Raw genomic sequence first — 18,467 nt, forward strand, 5'->3', positions numbered from 1 at the left:
AATAATTCCGTTATCTAATGCGGCGCAAGACAGTTAAATGACAAGAGGATTAAGGCATGGTTGGCAGGAGCATTCTGATCGTCGACGACGAAGCGCCCATTCGCGAAATGATCGCCGTTGCGTTGGAAATGGCCGGCTATGACTGCCTGGAGGCCGAGAACTCCCAACAGGCCCATGCCATCATCGTCGACCGCAAACCGGACCTGATCCTGCTCGACTGGATGCTGCCCGGCACGTCCGGTATCGAGCTGGCTCGCCGTCTCAAGCGCGATGAGCTGACCGGGGACATCCCGATCATCATGCTCACCGCCAAGGGCGAAGAGGACAACAAGATCCAGGGGCTGGAAGTCGGCGCTGATGATTACATCACCAAACCGTTTTCCCCCCGTGAACTGGTGGCGCGCCTCAAAGCCGTGCTGCGCCGTGCCGGTCCTACCGATGGCGAGACACCGATCGAAGTCGGCGGCCTGCTGCTGGACCCGATCAGCCACCGTGTGACCATCGACGGCAAACCCGCCGAGATGGGCCCGACCGAATATCGTCTGCTGCAGTTTTTCATGACTCACCAGGAACGGGCCTACACCCGTGGCCAGTTGCTGGATCAGGTCTGGGGCGGCAACGTGTATGTCGAAGAGCGCACCGTCGACGTGCACATCCGCCGTCTGCGCAAAGCCCTCGGTGATGCCTATGAGAATCTGGTACAAACCGTGCGCGGCACCGGTTACCGCTTTTCTACCAAAGCCTGACCAAGAGCTTTCCCGCCCGACAAGCTGACAAGGACGCGTGTTCAATTGAACCAAAACTGGCATGGCACCCTGATCCGCCACATGCTGTTGCTGGTGACCGGGTGTCTGGTGATCGGCCTGATTACCGGCTACTACGGCTGGAGCCTCGCCGCGGGCCTGGGCCTTTACCTGGCCTGGACCCTCAAGCAATTGCTGCGGCTGCACGAATGGCTGCGGCTGCACAAACCCGACGAGGCACCACCCGACGGCTATGGCCTGTGGGGCGAAGTGTTCGACAGCATCTACCACTTGCAACGTCGCGACCAACGCGTGCGCGGACGCCTGCAAGCGGTGATCGATCGGGTCCAGGAATCCACTGCCGCGCTGAAAGACGCCGTCATCATGCTCGACAGCGAGGGCAACCTTGAGTGGTGGAACCGCGCCGCCGAAACACTGCTTGGCCTCAAGACGCCGCAAGACAGCGGCCAGCCGGTCACCAACCTGGTGCGCCATCCGCGCTTCAAGGAATATTTCGAGCAGGACAGCTACGCCGAACCGCTGGAAATCCCTTCGCCGATCAACGATCGTCTGCGCATTCAGCTGTACATCACCCGCTACGGCAACAACGAACACTTGATGCTGGTGCGCGATGTGACGCGTATCCATCAGCTGGAACAGATGCGCAAAGACTTCATCGCCAACGTCTCCCATGAACTGCGCACACCGTTGACGGTCATCTGCGGTTACCTGGAAACCTTGCTGGATAACGCCGAGGAAGTGAACCCGCGCTGGACCCGTGCCTTGCAGCAAATGCAGCAGCAAGGCGGGCGCATGCAGACCTTGCTCAACGATTTGTTGCTGCTGGCCAAACTGGAAGCCACCGATTACCCCTCGGACAACCAGCCCGTGGCCATCGACGGCTTGCTGCAATCGATCACGAGCGACGCTCAGCAGTTGTCCGGCCAGAAAAACCAGCGCATCACCCTGGAAGCCGATCCGACGATTTTGCTCAAGGGCAGCGAAGCCGAGTTGCGCAGCGCGTTTTCCAACCTGGTGTTCAACGCAGTGAAATACACGCCGGCCGAAGGCAATATCCGCATTCGCTGGTGGGGCGATGAGCAAGGCGCGCACCTGAGCGTGCAGGATTCCGGGATCGGCATCGACAGCAAACACCTGCCGCGCCTGACTGAACGTTTCTACCGCGTCGACTCCAGCCGCAATTCCAACACCGGCGGCACCGGCCTCGGCCTGGCAATCGTCAAACACGTGCTGCTGCGCCACCGCGCACGGATGGAAATCAGCAGCGTGCCGGGCCACGGCAGCACCTTTACCTGCCATTTCGCGCCCGCTCAGGTCACAAAAACCCGGGTCATCAGCACCGCCGACTGATACCGGCCAGCACTCGCCACTAGGCAATCGCCCGGTCAGCCGCTACATTGGCTGACTTGTGCCTGCCCTTCAGGCACCGCATTGACCCCCTATTCGAATACACGGAACCCGCAAAACTCCATCATGGACCCTTCCCCTGGCTTGACCCTTGCGACACTCTTCGCCGATTTCGGCATGATTCTTTTTGCTCTGATCCTGGTTTTGCTCAACGGCTTTTTCGTTGCGGCGGAATTCGCCATGGTCAAATTGCGCTCGACCCGGGTCGAGGCCATCGCTGAGAAAAACGGCTGGCGCGGACACATCCTGCGCACCGTTCACAGTCAGCTCGATGCGTACCTCTCAGCGTGCCAATTGGGTATCACCCTCGCCTCCCTGGGCCTGGGCTGGGTCGGTGAACCGGCGTTCGCACACATTCTGGAGCCGCTGCTTGAAGCCGTCGGCGTGCAGTCGCCCGAAGTGGTCAAAGGCGTATCGTTCTTCGCTGCGTTCTTCGTCATCTCGTACCTGCACATTGTGGTCGGTGAGCTGGCCCCGAAATCCTGGGCCATTCGCAAACCCGAGTTGCTATCGCTCTGGACCGCAGTGCCGCTGTACCTGTTCTACTGGGCCATGTACCCGGCGATCTACCTGCTCAACGCCAGCGCCAACACCATCCTGCGGATCGCCGGCCAGGGTGAACCCGGCCCGCATCACGAACACCATTACAGCCGTGAAGAACTGAAACTGATCCTGCACTCCAGCCGTGGCCAGGACCCGAGCGACCAAGGCATGCGTGTGTTGGCTTCCGCCGTGGAAATGGGCGAGCTGGAGGTGGTCGACTGGGCTAACTCCCGTGAAGACCTGGTGACGTTGGAGTTCAATGCGCCGCTCAAGGAAATCCTGGCGATGTTCCGTCGCCACAAGTTCAGCCGCTATCCGGTGTACGACAGCGATCGCCAAGAGTTCGTCGGCTTGCTGCACATCAAGGATCTGCTGCTGGAACTGGCGGCCCTGGACCACATTCCCGAGTCATTCAACCTCGCCGAACTGACCCGGCCGCTGGAACGCGTGTCGCGGCACATGCCGCTGTCGCAGTTGCTGGAGCAGTTCCGCAAGGGTGGCTCGCACTTCGCCCTGGTCGAAGAAGCCGATGGCAACATCATCGGCTACCTGACCATGGAAGACGTGCTTGAGGTGCTGGTCGGCGACATTCAGGACGAACACCGCAAGGCTGAGCGCGGCATTCTCGCGTACCAGCCGGGCAAGCTGCTGGTGCGCGGTGATACGCCGTTGTTCAAGGTCGAACGCCTGCTGGGCATCGACCTGGACCACATCGAAGCCGAAACCCTCGCCGGGCTGATCTACGAAACCCTGAAACGGGTGCCGGAAGAGGAAGAAGTGCTGGAAGTCGAAGGCTTGCGAATCATCATCAAGAAGATGAAAGGGCCGAAGATCATTCTGGCCAAGGTGTTGATGCTCGATTAAGCGCGACACCGGCGGCGAGCGAGCTCTTGTGGCGAGAGAGCTTGCTCCCGCCGGCCGATCCGCGCCAGGGCGTAGCAGTCGTAAACCGATGAATGCGGTGTGCGGTTGCAGGCGTTGGGGCCGCTTCGCAGCCCAGCGGGAGCAAGCTCCCTCGCCACAGTAATCGTGCTGATCCGGCTATTGCTTGCCCAACGCAAAGTTGGGCAACGCACCCACTGGCTGATTGAACTGATACGGAATCGACACCAACCCAAGCCCCGTATTGCGCTGCACCACGAAGTGCAAATGCGGCCCGCTGCTGTTGCCGGTGTTGCCCGACAGGGCCAGCGCACTCCCCACCGCTACCCGTTGCCCCTCGCGAACGCCCACCGAACCTTGCTTGAGGTGCAGGTACACGCCCATCGTCCCGTCATCGTGCAGCACCCGCACGAAATTGCCTGAAGGATCGGTGCCACGTCCGGTCTGGGCATTTTCGGTTTTCACCACCACCCCGCCCCGCGCCGCAATGATCGGCGTGCCTTCGGGCATGGCGATGTCCATGGCGTAACGGTTTTTGGCGCCGAAATGGCTGTATTGGCCGTTGGCACCCTGACTCAAGCGAAACGGCCCACCACGCCAGGGCAGCGGATACCGATAGGCCATGGCAGCCCCTGAAGGGTCGCCCAGGGAATATTCGAACCTTGGGGTGTACGTCAGCGGCCTTCCGGCCTTAGTCGCCGTGAGCAGCGCCAGACGGATGTTGCTGCGGGCCGGCATCACCCGGCGGATCGGTCGGCTCGGCGCGCCGCTGACATTGCTCAGCCCGGCAAAACTCAGCTCGATCTCGACCGGCGCATACAGGTCGTTGCGCACGTACACGTTGTCCACGCCCTTCTGCTTCTTGATCTCCAGGTACACCTGGCGCTCAAGGTGCTCGACCATGCGATCACGAAAAACGAACACCTGGGAGCCTTTCGTGGGGCGGTCGCTGTAGGAGACCACGCCATTGGCGTCTTTGGACTTGTAGATCGTCATGGCCACAGCCGAGGTGGAGGCCATGAAAAGACCACAGAAAAACAGCAGGCGCGCGAGCATGGGCAAGAGTCTGTCGAGTAAGGCCTGGGAAGGAGCCTAGCAGCTGCAATGGACCCGGGTAGTCGGCAGATGTTTCAAAATGGGCAGCAAAGGGGATGTGCGGTGAGTTTGATGGCCCCTTCGCGGGCAAGCCTCGCTCCTACAGGTCGGTGTGATCTGTCGAGGCTTGCCCGCGAAGACGGACTCTCAGGCGATGAAGATTACGCGCCAGGTACGAAATGCTTCTGCGCCGTGCCACGTGCGATCAATCGGGAGATGTAGTCGAGCTTCTGCGCATCCTGATCCACAAAGCGGAAGGTCAGTTGCAGCCAGTCGCTGTCAGGTTTCGGCTCAAACGCGACAATGGCGTGCAAGTAGCCATTGAGGCGGGCGACTTCAGCGTTGTCGCCCTGCTCCAGGTCCAGCACGGCGCTGTCGAGGACTTGCGGCAGCGTGTCGGTGCGCTTTACCACCAGCAGCGCTTCCTTGATGCTCAAGGCTTTGATCACGCACTGCTGAATGCCGCTTGGCAAACGCAGCTGGCCTTGACCCCGACCGCTGGCGGGAGCGGAAGCAGCGCCCGGCGCCTTGACCGGCGGGCTATTGAGCAAACCGCGAGACGCAGCCGGGGCAGGGGTCGGCGCGGCGGCAGCAGGTTTGGCGAACGGGTTGACTGGCGCCGCTGCAGGTGCGACCACGGCCGCCTTGCCGCCGGTCAATGCGCTCAGGGAATCGTTGCCGAAAGCCGAGTTCATTTTGGTCGGCGCACCGTTCATCAAGGCGTCGAGCTTGCCGACCTTGTTCAGCGCTTGCTTGACCTTGGTCAGCAGTTGTTCGTTGGTGAAGGGCTTGCTGACGTAGCCGGAAACGCCGGCCTGAATCGCCTGGACCACGTTCTCTTTATCGCCACGGCTGGTCACCATCACGAAGGGCATGGTCTTGAGATTGTCCTGCTCGCGGCACCAGGTCAGCAGTTCCAGGCCAGACATTTCCGGCATTTCCCAGTCGCACAGCACCAGGTCGAACGCTTCCTTGGCCAGCATGGCCTGAGCTTTTTTGCCGTTGATGGCATCTTCGGTCCGGATACCCGGGAAGTAGTTACGCAGGCACTTCTTTACCAGGTCACGAATGAACGCTGCATCGTCCACCACCAACACACTGATCTTGCTCATCCATCACCCCTCGAAAAAATCCCGGCAAGCATACCGTTTTGCTGATGGCACATTGCCAAAAACCTTCAGTCACGCCGGGACTTTTCGTTCGCGGGTGCTGCTTTTGAAGTCGAAAGCCACACACAAAAACGCCCGGCCAAAGGACCGGGCGTTTTTCTTGGGCAGTCTTACTTATCGTCAGCTTTGCCCGGAACATTAGCGGTTTCGCCACTTGTGCCTTCAACTTCTTCTTTCATGCGCTTGAGGCCCAGGTGACGCACGTCCGTACCGCGCACAAGGTAAATCACCAGTTCCGAGATATTGCGCGCGTGGTCGCCGATCCGCTCCAGCGAACGCAGCACCCAGATAATGCTCAAGACCCGCGAGATAGAGCGCGGGTCTTCCATCATGTAGGTCGCCAGCTCACGCAGTGCGGTCTTGTATTCGCGGTCGATGATCTTGTCGTACTGGGCCACCGACAACGCCAGGTCGGCGTCGAAGCGGGCAAAGGCGTCCAGCGCGTCACGCACCATGTTGCGCACCTGGTCGCCGATGTGGCGAACCTCCACGTAGCCGCGCGGGGCCTCGCCTTCTTCGCACAACTGAATGGCGCGGCGGGCGATCTTGGTCGCTTCGTCACCGATGCGCTCCAGGTCGATCACCGATTTGGAGATGCTGATGATCAGACGCAAGTCGGATGCTGCCGGCTGACGACGGGCCAGAATGCGCAGGCATTCTTCGTCGATGTTGCGTTCCATCTGGTTGATCTGGTCGTCGATCTCGCGAACCTGCTGGGCCAGGCCGGAGTCGGCCTCGATCAGCGCGGTCACCGCGTCATTGACCTGCTTTTCCACCAGACCGCCCATGGCCAGGAGGTGGCTGCGAACTTCCTCCAGCTCAGCGTTGAACTGCGCGGAGATGTGATGGGTAAGGCCTTCTTTACTAATCATTCGGTTCGCTCCGCGAAAGTTGCCAGCTTCAAGCTGCAAGCTTCAAGCAGTTATGTATAAGTCCTGATATCGCACCGCTTCCTACTTGCCGCTTGAAACTTGCGGCTTGCAGCTGTACGGCTAGCCGTAGCGACCAGTGATGTAGTCTTCGGTCTGCTTCTTCGCCGGATTGGTGAACAGCGTATCGGTGTCGCCGAATTCCACCAGTTTGCCCATGTACATGAACGCCGTGTAGTCGGAAACCCGCGCGGCCTGTTGCATGTTGTGGGTCACGATGACAATGGTGAATTTCGATTTCAGTTCGTAGATCAGTTCTTCGACTTTCAGCGTGGAGATCGGGTCGAGTGCCGAGCATGGTTCGTCGAGCAGCAGCACTTCCGGCTCTACAGCGATGGTGCGCGCGATGACCAGACGTTGCTGCTGACCACCGGACAGGCCGAGTGCCGATTCATGCAGACGGTCTTTGACTTCGTCCCACAGCGCCGCGCCTTTCAACGCCCACTCGACCGCTTCGTCGAGAACGCGCTTTTTGTTGATGCCTTGGATGCGCAGGCCGTACACCACGTTTTCGTAGATGGTTTTCGGGAACGGGTTCGGCTTCTGGAACACCATGCCGACGCGACGACGCAGTTCGGCCACGTCTTCGCCCTTGCGGTAGATGTTGTGGCCGTACAGGTTGATTTCACCTTCTACGCGGCAACCGTCGACCAGGTCGTTCATGCGGTTGAAGGTACGCAGTAGCGTGGACTTGCCGCAGCCGGACGGGCCGATGAAGGCGGTCACACGCTGTTTCGGAATGTTCAGGCTGACGTCGTACAGCGCTTGTTTGTCGCCGTAGAACAGGTTCAGGCCCGGCACTTCGATGGCCACGGTTTCCTGTTCAAGGCTCAAGCTCTGTTTGTCGCGGCCCAGGGCAGACATGTTGATGCCGTGGGTATGTGCTTCGTGCTGCATGGGGTCTCACTCCGTTCGTAGCTGCAAGCTTCTAGCTGCAAGCTGCAAGTTTTGAGCAAAAGCGGCTTATAGCTTGCCGCTTGTGGCTAATGGCTTTAGCTGTCTAGAGCTTTGTATTTTTCGCGCAGATGGTTACGGATATAAACGGCCGACAGGTTCAACGTGGCGATCACCAGCACCAGCAGCAGCGCCGTGGCGTACACCAGCGGCCGCGCGGCCTCGACGTTCGGGCTTTGGAAGCCGACGTCATAGATATGGAAGCCCAAGTGCATGATCTTCTGGTCCAGGTGGAGGTACGGGTAGTTGCCGTCCAGTGGCAGCGACGGCGCCAGTTTCACCACACCCACCAGCATCAGCGGCGCCACTTCACCGGCGGCGCGCGCCACGGCGAGGATCATGCCGGTCATCATTGCCGGGCTGGCCATTGGCAGCACGATCTTCCACAAGGTTTCAGCCTTGGTCGCGCCGAGGGCCAACGAGCCTTCACGCACGGTGCGAGGAATCCGCGCCAGGCCTTCTTCCGTGGCCACGATCACCACCGGCACCGCCAGCAGCGCCAGGGTCAGGGACGCCCAAAGCAAACCCGGTGTACCGAAGGTCGGCGCCGGCAACGCTTCCGGGAAGAACAACCGGTCAACCGAACCGCCAAGTACGTAGACGAAGAAGCCCAGGCCGAACACGCCGTAGACAATCGCCGGAACGCCCGCCAGGTTGTTCACCGCGATGCGGATAATCCGGGTCAACGCGTTCTGCTTGGCGTATTCACGCAGGTAAACCGCCGCCAACACGCCGAACGGCGTCACGATCATCGCCATGATCAAGGTCATCATGACGGTGCCGAAAATGGCCGGGAAGATCCCGCCCTCAGTGTTCGCTTCACGCGGGTCATCGCTGAGAAATTCCCAGACCTTGCTGACGTAGAAGCCGATCTTGGTGAAGGTGCCCATGGCGTTCGGCTGATAGGCGCGGACCACTTTGCCGATGCCGATCTCGATCTCTTTGCCGTTGGCATCGCGGGCGGTCAGGCTGTCGCGGTTGAACTGGGCGTGCAGGTCATTCAGGCGGGCTTCGATGTCCTGATAACGAGCATTGAGCTCAGCGCGCTCGGATTCCATGTCCGCTTGCGCGGCGGCGTCGAGCTGGCCGGCCAGTTCCAGTTTGCGACCGTGCAGACGCACACGTTCCAGACCGGCGTTGATCGCGCCAATGTCGACTTTTTCCAGGGTCTTGAGCTGTGCAGCAAGCTTGTTCACGCGATCGACACGGGCCTGCAACTCGGGCCATGCGGCTTCGCCCTCAGCAATGACTTTGCCGTCCTGCTTGACGTTGACCAGGTAGCCGTAGAAGTTGCCCCACTCGCGACGCTCGACGGCCATCAGCTCCGGCGGCGTCTTCTGGTTGGTCAGCCACTCGCCGACGATCCAGGTGAAGTCGTTGCCGTTCAGGTCGCGGTTGCCGACCTTGATCAGCTCACGGGTCATGAACTCCGGGCCCTGATCGGGCACCGGCAGACCAGCGCTTTTCAGGCGCTCGCGCGGCACTTCTTCTTTCTGCACCACTTCGCCGATGACGAGGTGGTTGGCCTGGCCCGGCACGTCATAACTGGCGTGCACCAGGTCTGCCGGCCAGAAGTGGCCCAGACCGCGCACGGCAATCACCGCCAGCAAGCCAATGGTCATGATGACCGCGATGGACACCGCGCCACCGCTGATCCAGACGCCTGGGGCGCCGCTCTTGAACCATCCTTTCAGGGAGTTCTGTTTCACAGACTTCTACCTTTCTTAAAGCGACGAGTATTTCTTGCGCAGACGCTGACGAATCAGTTCCGCGAGGGTGTTCATGACGAAGGTGAACAACAGCAGCACCAGTGCCGAGAGGAACAGCACGCGATAGTGGCTGCCGCCGACTTCCGACTCGGGCATTTCCACCGCGACGTTGGCGGCCAGCGTTCGCAGACCTTCGAACAGGTTCATTTCCATGACCGGGGTGTTACCGGTGGCCATCAGCACGATCATGGTTTCACCGACCGCACGGCCCATGCCGATCATCAGTGCCGAGAAGATGCCCGGGCTGGCGGTGAGGATCACCACACGGGTCATGGTCTGCCATGGCGTCGCACCGAGGGCCAGGGAACCGAGGGTCAGGCCGCGGGGCACGCTGAACACGGCGTCTTCGGCGATGGAGTAAATGTTCGGGATGACCGCGAAGCCCATGGCCAGACCGACTACCAGAGCGTTGCGTTGGTCGTAGGTAATGCCCAGGTCGTGGGAGATCCACATGCGCATGTCGCCGCCGAAGAACCAGGTTTCCATGTACGGGCTCATGTACAGCGACAACCAGCCCACAAACAGAATCACCGGGATCAGGATCGCGCTTTCCCAGCCGTCCGGCACTTTCAGGCGGATGGACTCAGGCAGGCGGCTGAAGACGAAACCGGCGACCAGGATGCCGATCGGCAGGAGCATCAGCAGGCTGAAGATGCCCGGCAAATGCCCTTCCACATAAGGCGCGAGGAACAGGCCGGCGAAGAAGCCGAGGATCACCGTCGGCATCGCTTCCATCAGCTCGATCACCGGCTTGACCTTGCGGCGCATGCCCGGGGCCATGAAATACGCGGTGTAGATCGCGGCAGCGACGGCCAGAGGAGCGGCCAGCAGCATGGCGTAGAACGCGGCTTTCAGGGTGCCGAAGGTCAGTGGCGACAGGCTCAGCTTGGGTTCGAAGTCGGTGTTGGCGGCGGTCGATTGCCAGACGTATTTAGGCTCGTCGTAGTTCTCGTACCAGACCTTGCTCCACAACGCGCTCCACGACACTTCCGGGTGCGGGTTGTCGAGCAGCAGCGGCTGAATCTTGCCGCCCGCTTCGACGATCACACGGTTGGCCCGTGGCGACAGGCCGAAGACACCTTGGCCGTCGACCACCTGGTCCACCAGCAAGGTGCGGTGGGCGGTGCTGTGGAACACGCCAAGCTTGCCGGAGGCGTCGAGGGCCACGAAGCCTTTGCGACGTTCTTCAGCGGTGATTTCAACGATCGGCGTAGTGCCCATCTGGAAAGTGCGGATCTGCTTCAGGCGCAACTCGCCATCCGGGTCACGGGCCATGAACCACTGGGCCAAGCCGCCTTTGGAGTCGCCGAGGATCAGCGAGATACCGCCCACCAGTTGAGTACTGGCAGTGATTTCGGCGTCACCGTTTTCCAGCAATTTGTAGCGACCGTTGAGGCTCTTGTCGCGCAGGCTGAACACGTCGGCTTGCGCACGACCGTTAATCACATACAGCCACTGCTGACGCGGGTCGACAAAGATGTTCTTCACCGGCTCGGTCATCTGCGGCAGCTCGATACGCTTCTGCTCGTTGGTCACTTCGCCGGTCATCATGTTTTCTTCGCTGGTCAGCGAGAGCACATTGAGTTGCGAACCGGTGGAGCCAACCAGCATCAGAGTGGTGTCGGTGGCGTTGAGGCTGACGTGCTCAAGCGCACCGCCCGCCTCGTTCAGCGCAATCGGAGTTTCGCCGTACGGGTATTCGACAGCTGGCGAGATGGTTTTCTTGCCGTCCGGGTAGCTGACCTTATACGTGTGGCGGAACACCAGCGCCTGGCCATTGGACAAACCTACAGCCACCAAGGGATGGCCCGGTTGGTCTTCGCCGATGGAAGTCACGGTAGTGCCGGCCGGGATCGGCAGATCGACGCGCTTGAGTTCGGCGCCACTGTCGATATCGAAGAACAGCGCCTGCCCTTTGTCGGAAACCCGCATGGCGACCTGATTCTGTTCTTCCAGGGAGATCATCAAAGGCTTGCCGGCGTCTTGCATCCAGGCAGGCGTGATGGCGTCCTTGGCAGTCAGGTCGGCCCCCTGGAACAGCGGCGCGACGACGTAGGCGAGGAAGAAAAAGATCAGCGTGATCGCGCCGAGAACGGCAAGGCCGCCCACGAGGACGTACCAGCGGGTCAGGCGATCTTTGAGCGCGCGGATGCGGCGCTTGCGTTGCAGCTCAGGCGTATTGAAATCAATTCGCTTGGGGGGATTAGTAGTCATGGTGGAATTGGCCAGATCATTCATGCGCACACCCTAGCGATCCTGTATGACAGAAAGATGACAATGCAGTGACGCAACAAATCCGCCGCCAGCGGGAACTGGCAGTGGACCGGAAATTTGGGGGCCGGCGTACCGGCATTTGCAGGATCGAAGCTTGCTCGCGAAGGCGTCATTACATTCAACGTCACGCTGACTGAACCACCGCTTTCGCGGGCAAGCCTCGCTCCTGCAGAGCCCGGGATTACCCCGGGCTCAGGGTTTTACTTTTTTGCTACGTTGCCGCCTTCTTGCAGACCCAGGTCAGCCAGTGCTTTTGCAGCAACCTTGGCCGGCAGTGGGATGTAACCGTCTTTCACTACAACTTCCTGACCCTGTTTGGACAGAATCAGTTTCACGAACTCAGCTTCCAGCGGGGCCAGAGGCTTGTTCGGGGCTTTGTTGACGTAAACGTAGAGGAAACGCGACAGTGGGTACTTGCCGTTCAGGGCGTTTTCTTCGCTGTCTTCGATGAACTCAGTGCTGCCTTTCTTGGCAAGAGCCACTGTCTTCACGCTAGCGGTCTTGTAGCCGATGCCCGAGTAACCCACGCCGTTCAGCGAGGAGCTGATCGACTGCACAACCGAAGCCGAACCTGGTTGTTCGTTGACGTTTGGCTTGTAGTCGCCTTTGCACAGGGCTTCTTCTTTGAAGTAGCCGTAGGTGCCGGATACCGAGTTACGACCGAACAGCTGAACCGGCTTGTTGGCCAGGTCGCCCGTCACGCCCAGATCACCCCAGGTTTTCACGTCGGTTTTAGCACCGCACAGACGAGTCGAGGAGAAGATCGCGTCGACTTGCTCCATGGTCATGTGCTGGATCGGGTTGTCTTTGTGTACGAAGACAGCCAGGGCGTCCACGGCAACCGGGATAGCGGTTGGCTTGTAGCCGTATTTGGTTTCGAAGGCTTGCAGCTCGTTGTCCTTCATCTTGCGGCTCATCGGGCCCAGGTTAGCGGTGCCTTCAGTCAGCGCAGGTGGCGCGGTAGAGGAGCCAGCAGCCTGAATCTGGATGTTGACGTTCGGGTATTCTTTTTTGTAGTTCTCAGCCCACAGGGTCATGAGGTTGGCCAGGGTATCGGAGCCGACGCTGGACAGGTTGCCCGACACACCAGTGGTCTTGGTGTAGCTCGGGATAGCAGGGTCAACAGCGGCAACCGCGTTGGCAGTCGCAACGCCAGCAGCGACAAAAGTCATTGCCGCCATCAAACGCTTCAGTTTCATGCCTTACTCCTAGCAGATAGGGTGTGTTAGTCGGGGCCAAGTATCAGCAGGCCGTGTGAACACTCTATGGCTGAAATATGACAATTGGATGAAAGGCCAGCATTCGAGTTTTTTGCCGGATAATTCATGCGCCCCAAATCGCTAGCAGGCTAGCCCCACATTGCAATGCAATTCAATGTGGGCGCTAGCCTGCTAGCGATAGGGCCGGTACAGCTACAGACAGTTTCGGGGATCAGCGACCCTTCTTCCAAAGATACGCACCCACCAGAATCCCGACCCCGCAAATGATCGCCACGTAGTAGGCAGGTCCCATCGGGCTTTCCTTGAGCAACAGCGTCACCACCATCGGCGTCAAACCACCGAAAATCGCATAGGCCAGGTTGTAGGAGAACGACAACCCGCTGAAGCGCACCACCGCTGGAAAGGCTTTGACCATCACGTAGGGCACTGCACCGATGGTCCCGACCAGGAAACCGGTCAAGGCGTACATCGGGAACAGCCAGTCCGGGTGGTTGAACAGGCTGTGATAGAACGTCCACGAGCTGATCAACAGCGCGGCGCTGCCAAACACAAACACTCGGCCAGCGCCGAAACGGTCAGCCAGGGCACCGGAAGCCACGCAACCTACACTCAGGAACACGATCGCCAGGCTGTTGGCCTGCAACGCGGTAGTTGGCGAGAAGTGGTAAACGGTCTGCAGCACGGTCGGCGTCATCAGAATGACCACGATGATGCCGGCGGACAGCAGCCAGGTCAGCAACATGGAAATCAGGATCGCACCGCGATGGTCACGCAGCACCGCGCGCAGCGGCACTTCTTCGGCCAGGGCCTTGCGCAGTTGCAGTTCGGCAAACACTGGGGTCTCGTGCAACCAGCGGCGCAGGTAGACCGAGAACAGACCGAACACGCCACCCAGCAGGAACGGGATCCGCCAGGCGTAATCGGACACTTCCAGTGGGGTGTAAATGCTGTTGATCGCCGTGGCGACCAATGAACCCAGGAGGATGCCAGCCGTCAGACCGCTCGTCAGGGTGCCGCAGGCATAACCGATATGTCGCTGCGGCACGTGTTCGGAAACGAATACCCACGCGCCCGGCACTTCACCGCCAATCGCCGCGCCTTGAATCACCCGCATCAACAGCAACAGGATCGGCGCCCACATGCCGATCTGCGCATAAGTCGGCAGCAGACCCATGATCAGGGTCGGCACCGCCATCATGAAAATGCTCAGGGTGAACATCTTTTTGCGGCCAAGCAGGTCGCCAAAATGGGCCATCACAATGCCGCCCAACGGACGAGCGAGGTAGCCGGCGGCGAAAATGCCGAACGTCTGCATCAGGCGCAGCCACTCGGGCATGTCCGCCGGGAAGAACAGTTTGCCCACCACCGTGGCGAAGAACACGAAGATGATGAAGTCGTAAAACTCCAGTGCGCCGCCCAGGGCAGACAGCGATAACGTCTTGTAGTCGCTACGGGTTAACGGGCGTGCGGGCTGGGTCGGCTGCGCGATGCTAGAGGGCGCTGTGGTCATGGCAAGGGCTTCTCTTATAGTCGGATCTGCAACCCCAACAACGCTGGCGAGGGCTTGGGCAGGTCCGGCACGATAGCAAATTGTTCGAAAAAGCACATAGAGGTGCGTATTTGACGGTCAAAATGAGAACCGGACGGTCGTCTCGGAGTCTACCGATCGATATACTCGCTGCGTTGCAGCATTTGTAAGGGGTTGCTGTGCGAAAACGCGCTGGATGACTGGCAAGGTCATTGCGTGGCTCAGTCGGTTTCGCAGAGTTTCCCTTTAGGCGCCTTTCGAAAAACGTGACGAACGTAGTATGTTCGGGGCTGAATCGTTTTTTCTTGAGACGGCTATTCACCTGAAGTACCAATGAAGAGTCACGGGTCAGAGGCACCCCCGGCATGATAGAGCTCGAACAAGAAGATCCAATTCCGCAAGGCGACCTTGCCCTGCAAATCACCGCGCTTCCGCGTGAAACCAACGGCTTTGGCGATATTTTCGGCGGCTGGCTGGTGGCACAGATGGATTTGGCCGGCACCGCAATGGCCAGCAAAGTTGCGGGTGGGCGCGTAGCAACCGTGGCGATTGATCGCATGGCGTTCCTGGTCCCGGTGGCGGTGGGCGCTCAGCTTTCCTTCTATACCCAGGCGCTGGAAATCGGCCGCAGCTCGATTCAGATGATGGTCGAAGTCTGGAGCGACGATCCGCTGTCCAGCGAGTGGCGTAAAGTGACTGAAGCCGTGTTTGTGTTTGTCGCGATTGATGGCAGCGGCCGTACTCGTTCGGTTCCTCCACGCGCGCGTTAAACACGGCGACCTTTCTGCGGTCCATTGCAGTCATTGTTCCTGATCGAGAGTTGCCCCATGAGCACGCCCAACGTTGAAGCCGTGAAACTGGATGAACTGAACTGCTGGCGCATCCGCCACGGTCAGGCCGAATTGCTGGTTGCCCAGCAAGGCGCGCACATCCTCAGTTATCAATTGGCCGGCCAACCGCCGCTGATCTGGCTTAACGATGAGGCCGTGTTCAAGACTGGCAAGAGCATCCGCGCCGGCGTGCCGGTGTGCTGGCCGTGGTTCGGCAATTTCAAGCGCAACCCGCAAAGCGTCCAGGCGATGCGCGTCAGCAACGAACCGCCGACTGCCCACGGTTTTGTCCGGGCGATGGATTGGGAATTGGGCGGCATAGAAACCGAGGGCGAGAGCCTGAAGGTGGAATTCGTCCTGCCCTACCCCGAAGGCGGCTTTCCTGGCTGGCCACATCAGGTGGATCTGAAGTTGAGCATCCGTCTGGATGAGCAACTGCACATCAGCTTGACCAGCCACAATCAGGGCACCGATACCGTCACCATCAGCCAGGCGTTGCACAGTTACTTCGCTGTCAGCGATGTGCGCACGGTGCATGTCGAAGGGCTGAATGGCTTGAGCTATATCGAAACGCTGGACGACTGGAAAACCGTGACCCAGACCGGCGATCTGCGCTTTACCGGCGAAACCGACCGTATCTACCTCAATACCCCGGCGAAGCTGAGCATTGTCGACCCGGCCTGGAAACGGCGCATTGAGCTGACCAGCAGTGGTTCGCGCTCGGCGGTGATCTGGAACCCGTGGATCGAACGCGCGGTGGCATTCAGCGACATGGCCGACGATGGCTGGCAGAAGATGCTGTGCATCGAGACGGCGAATGTGATGGATGATGTGGTGACGCTGAAACCCGGCGCCACCCACACTCTTGAAGTGAGCATCGCCAGCAACCCTTTATAAGCAACACCACAAAACCAATGTGGGAGCGAGGCTGCTCGCGATGACGTCATAACATCCAACATCAATATTGGCTGTTACACCGCTATCGCGAGCAGGCTCGCACACAGTGGATCTTTGCCAGTCTGGTTGGCGCTGTTACAAATCCGACTCCTGCACCACCCGCACCTTCGCCGCATCCAGCGCATACGCCGCGTCAGCCAAATCATTGTTGACCTTCTCGACCTTCAGCGTGCCGGTCACCCACAGCGGTGTGTAGATATCGTCCAGCTTCAAACCCTTCGGATAACGCACCAACACCAATTGGTTAGGTGGCGGTGGCGGCACGTGGATGCAGGCGCCCGGGTACGGGACAAGGAAGAACAGCGTGCTGTGGCCCTTGGCGTCGGACTCCAACGGTACCGGATAACCGCCGATGCGGATGTTCTTGTCGTTCATCGACGGCACGGTTTTGGTCGAATACATCACCGCCGGCAAGCCCTTGCTCTGCTTCATGCCACCTTTTTCAGTAAAGGTGCCATCGCCTTCGGGGAGTTGTGGTCGATTTCGGGCATGGCCTCGAGGGCTTTCTGGTCCGACTTGGGCATCAGTTCGAGCCAGTCGGTTTCCGGCAGTTCGCCGGCATGGGCAAGGCCCGTACCCAGTAAAAGAAAAGTCAGCAGAAAACGGCGCATGAAGGTGCTCGGCATAAGGAGAGGTCTGTGCAACGCCGAGCATTCTAGCCCTCCCCGCGTGCGGCGCGGAGAGGACTTCGTCGCTTGAATCAGTTCTTTCTGATCAAACCGTAGATCACCAGCAGCACCACCGCGCCGACCAGCGCACCGATGAAGCCTGCACCTTCGCCTGCGTGATAGATGCCCAGAGCCTGGCCGCCGTAAGTGGCCGCCAGCGAACCGCCGATACCGAGCAGGATGGTCATGATCCAGCCCATGCTGTCATCACCCGGTTTCAGGAACCGAGCCAGCAGGCCGACGATCAAGCCGATAAAGATGGTTCCGATAATTCCCATGGCACTTCCCTCTGATTGAATGGCAATGCAGAAGCCTAGTCAGACTTTCGCATCCTGCCATGAGAGAACGGCGGACCTAGAATGGTTCCGCCGCTGCCACATGAAACTGTTTATTCGGCGATGAGCGCTTCAACCTTGAGGATCTGCGCGGCCAGTGTTTCGCGGTTTGCACAACGCAGGTTGGCGTGACCGACCTTGCGGCCAGCCTTGAACGCTTTGCCATAGTGATGCAGATGGCAATCGGCGATGGCCAGGACCTTTTCAGTCTCCGGGACTTTGCCGATGAAGTTGAGCATCGCGCTCTCGCCGACCTTGGCCGTCGAACCCAGCGGCAGGCCAGCAACAGCCCGCAGGTGATTTTCGAACTGGCTGCACTCGGCGCCTTCAGTGGTCCAGTGACCCGAGTTATGCACGCGCGGGGCGATTTCGTTGGCCTTGAGGCCACCGTCGACTTCAAAGAACTCGAACGCCATAACGCCGACGTAATTCAGCTGCTTGAGCACGCGGCTGGAATAGTCTTCCGCCAAGGCTTGCAGCGGATGGTCGGTGCTGGCCACGGACAGTTTGAGGATGCCGCTGTCGTGGGTGTTGTGAACCAGCGGATAGAACCTGGTTTCACCATCGCGAGCACGCACAGCGATCAGCGAGACTTCGCCGGTGAACGGCACGAAGCCTTCCAGCAGGCAGGCTACGCTGCCCAGTTCGGCGAAGGTGCCGACCACGTCTTCCGGTTTGCGCAGGACTTTCTGGCCCTTGCCGTCGTAACCCAGGGTGCGGGTTTTCAGCACGGCCGGCAGACCGATCGACGCCACGGCAGCGTCCAGATCGGCTTGCGATTGAATGTCGGCGAACGCGGGGGTGGGAATCCCCAGGTCCTTGAACATGCTCTTCTCGAACCAGCGATCGCGGGCGATGCGCAGGGCTTCGGCGCTCGGGTAGACCGGGACGAATTGCGACAGGAAAGCCACGGTTTCAGCCGGGACACTTTCGAACTCGAAGGTCACCAGATCGACTTCATCAGCCAGCTGACGCAGGTGGTCCTGATCGCCATAATCGGCCCGCAGGTGTTCGCCCAACGCGGCTGCGCAAGCATCCGGTGCCGGGTCCAGGAAAGCGAAGTTCATGCCCAGCGGGGTGCCCGCCAACGCCAACATGCGGCCCAACTGGCCGCCACCGATTACACCGATCTTCATCGTCAAC

General features: G+C 59.8%; 15 protein-coding genes and 1 pseudogene. 5 read left to right on the plus strand and 11 right to left on the minus strand.

Annotated elements, in window-relative coordinates; genetic code table 11:
- Positions 1 to 56: 56 nt before the first annotated feature.
- The 3 genes from phoB to HP062_RS20390 all read left to right on the plus strand — a co-directional run bounded on the left by phoB (position 57) and on the right by HP062_RS20390 (position 3,578).
- Entirely contained in the window at positions 57 to 746 is a 690-nt protein-coding gene (gene phoB / locus HP062_RS20380) for a phosphate regulon transcriptional regulator PhoB (RefSeq protein ID WP_008150066.1), read from the plus strand.
- Positions 747 to 827: 81 nt separating this feature from the next.
- Complete coding sequence (gene phoR, locus HP062_RS20385; RefSeq protein WP_231990966.1) at positions 828 to 2,114, plus strand: phosphate regulon sensor histidine kinase PhoR; 1,287 nt, start codon at positions 828 to 830, stop codon at positions 2,112 to 2,114.
- 123 nt (positions 2,115 to 2,237) lie between these two features.
- Positions 2,238 to 3,578, plus strand: coding sequence for a hemolysin family protein (locus tag HP062_RS20390; protein ID WP_010465310.1), 1,341 nt, complete (start codon positions 2,238 to 2,240; stop codon positions 3,576 to 3,578).
- A 177-nt stretch (positions 3,579 to 3,755) separates the two neighbouring features.
- Here the strand turns inward: HP062_RS20390 and HP062_RS20395 are convergent, their stop codons facing one another.
- From HP062_RS20395 to HP062_RS20430, 8 genes are all read right to left on the minus strand, one after another.
- Complete coding sequence (locus tag HP062_RS20395; RefSeq protein ID WP_010465311.1) at positions 3,756 to 4,652, minus strand: peptidoglycan DD-metalloendopeptidase family protein; 897 nt, start codon at positions 4,650 to 4,652, stop codon at positions 3,756 to 3,758.
- A gap of 200 nt (positions 4,653 to 4,852) precedes the next feature.
- Positions 4,853 to 5,803, minus strand: a complete 951-nt coding sequence (locus HP062_RS20400; RefSeq protein ID WP_010465313.1) for a response regulator — start codon at positions 5,801 to 5,803, stop codon at positions 4,853 to 4,855.
- Positions 5,804 to 5,970: 167 nt separating this feature from the next.
- Positions 5,971 to 6,732 carry a phosphate signaling complex protein PhoU gene (phoU, locus tag HP062_RS20405; RefSeq protein WP_008150055.1) on the minus strand — a complete coding sequence of 254 codons (762 nt, stop codon included), beginning with the start codon at positions 6,730 to 6,732 and terminating at the stop codon, positions 5,971 to 5,973.
- 120 nt (positions 6,733 to 6,852) lie between these two features.
- Positions 6,853 to 7,686 carry a phosphate ABC transporter ATP-binding protein PstB gene (pstB, locus tag HP062_RS20410; RefSeq protein WP_010465315.1) on the minus strand — a complete coding sequence of 278 codons (834 nt, stop codon included), beginning with the start codon at positions 7,684 to 7,686 and terminating at the stop codon, positions 6,853 to 6,855.
- Between the two features lie 95 nt (positions 7,687 to 7,781).
- Complete coding sequence (gene pstA, locus HP062_RS20415) at positions 7,782 to 9,452, minus strand: phosphate ABC transporter permease PstA (RefSeq protein ID WP_010465316.1); 1,671 nt, start codon at positions 9,450 to 9,452, stop codon at positions 7,782 to 7,784.
- 15 nt (positions 9,453 to 9,467) lie between these two features.
- Positions 9,468 to 11,501, minus strand: a complete 2,034-nt coding sequence (locus HP062_RS20420) for an ABC transporter permease subunit (RefSeq protein ID WP_169857242.1) — start codon at positions 11,499 to 11,501, stop codon at positions 9,468 to 9,470.
- Between the two features lie 485 nt (positions 11,502 to 11,986).
- On the minus strand, positions 11,987 to 12,985 hold the full coding sequence (locus HP062_RS20425) for a phosphate ABC transporter substrate-binding protein PstS family protein (protein WP_010465320.1): 999 nt from the start codon (positions 12,983 to 12,985) through the stop codon (positions 11,987 to 11,989).
- A 232-nt stretch (positions 12,986 to 13,217) separates the two neighbouring features.
- On the minus strand, positions 13,218 to 14,516 hold the full coding sequence (locus HP062_RS20430; RefSeq protein ID WP_010465323.1) for an MFS transporter: 1,299 nt from the start codon (positions 14,514 to 14,516) through the stop codon (positions 13,218 to 13,220).
- Positions 14,517 to 14,899: 383 nt separating this feature from the next.
- Here HP062_RS20430 and HP062_RS20435 point away from each other — a divergent pair, with 383 nt between their 5' ends.
- The gene (locus tag HP062_RS20435; protein ID WP_007896491.1) at positions 14,900 to 15,304 is read left to right on the plus strand and encodes an acyl-CoA thioesterase; all 405 of its coding nucleotides are present in this window, start codon (positions 14,900 to 14,902) and stop codon (positions 15,302 to 15,304) included.
- Positions 15,305 to 15,361: 57 nt separating this feature from the next.
- On the plus strand, positions 15,362 to 16,261 hold the full coding sequence (locus tag HP062_RS20440) for a D-hexose-6-phosphate mutarotase (RefSeq protein ID WP_172791940.1): 900 nt from the start codon (positions 15,362 to 15,364) through the stop codon (positions 16,259 to 16,261).
- A gap of 135 nt (positions 16,262 to 16,396) precedes the next feature.
- Here the strand turns inward: HP062_RS20440 and HP062_RS20445 are convergent.
- The 3 genes and pseudogenes from HP062_RS20445 to HP062_RS20455 all read right to left on the minus strand — a co-directional run bounded on the left by HP062_RS20445 (position 16,397) and on the right by HP062_RS20455 (position 18,460).
- A pseudogene (locus tag HP062_RS20445) lies at positions 16,397 to 16,932 on the minus strand (DUF3299 domain-containing protein).
- A gap of 89 nt (positions 16,933 to 17,021) precedes the next feature.
- Positions 17,022 to 17,267 (minus strand): GlsB/YeaQ/YmgE family stress response membrane protein, encoded by a 246-nt coding sequence (locus HP062_RS20450; RefSeq protein ID WP_010465333.1) that lies wholly within the window; start codon positions 17,265 to 17,267, stop codon positions 17,022 to 17,024.
- A gap of 110 nt (positions 17,268 to 17,377) precedes the next feature.
- Complete coding sequence (locus tag HP062_RS20455) at positions 17,378 to 18,460, minus strand: 5-(carboxyamino)imidazole ribonucleotide synthase (RefSeq protein WP_077748549.1); 1,083 nt, start codon at positions 18,458 to 18,460, stop codon at positions 17,378 to 17,380.
- Positions 18,461 to 18,467 lie beyond the last annotated feature (7 nt).

The organism is Pseudomonas sp. B14-6, from assembly GCF_013260315.1.
Classification (GTDB): domain Bacteria; phylum Pseudomonadota; class Gammaproteobacteria; order Pseudomonadales; family Pseudomonadaceae; genus Aquipseudomonas; species Aquipseudomonas mandelii.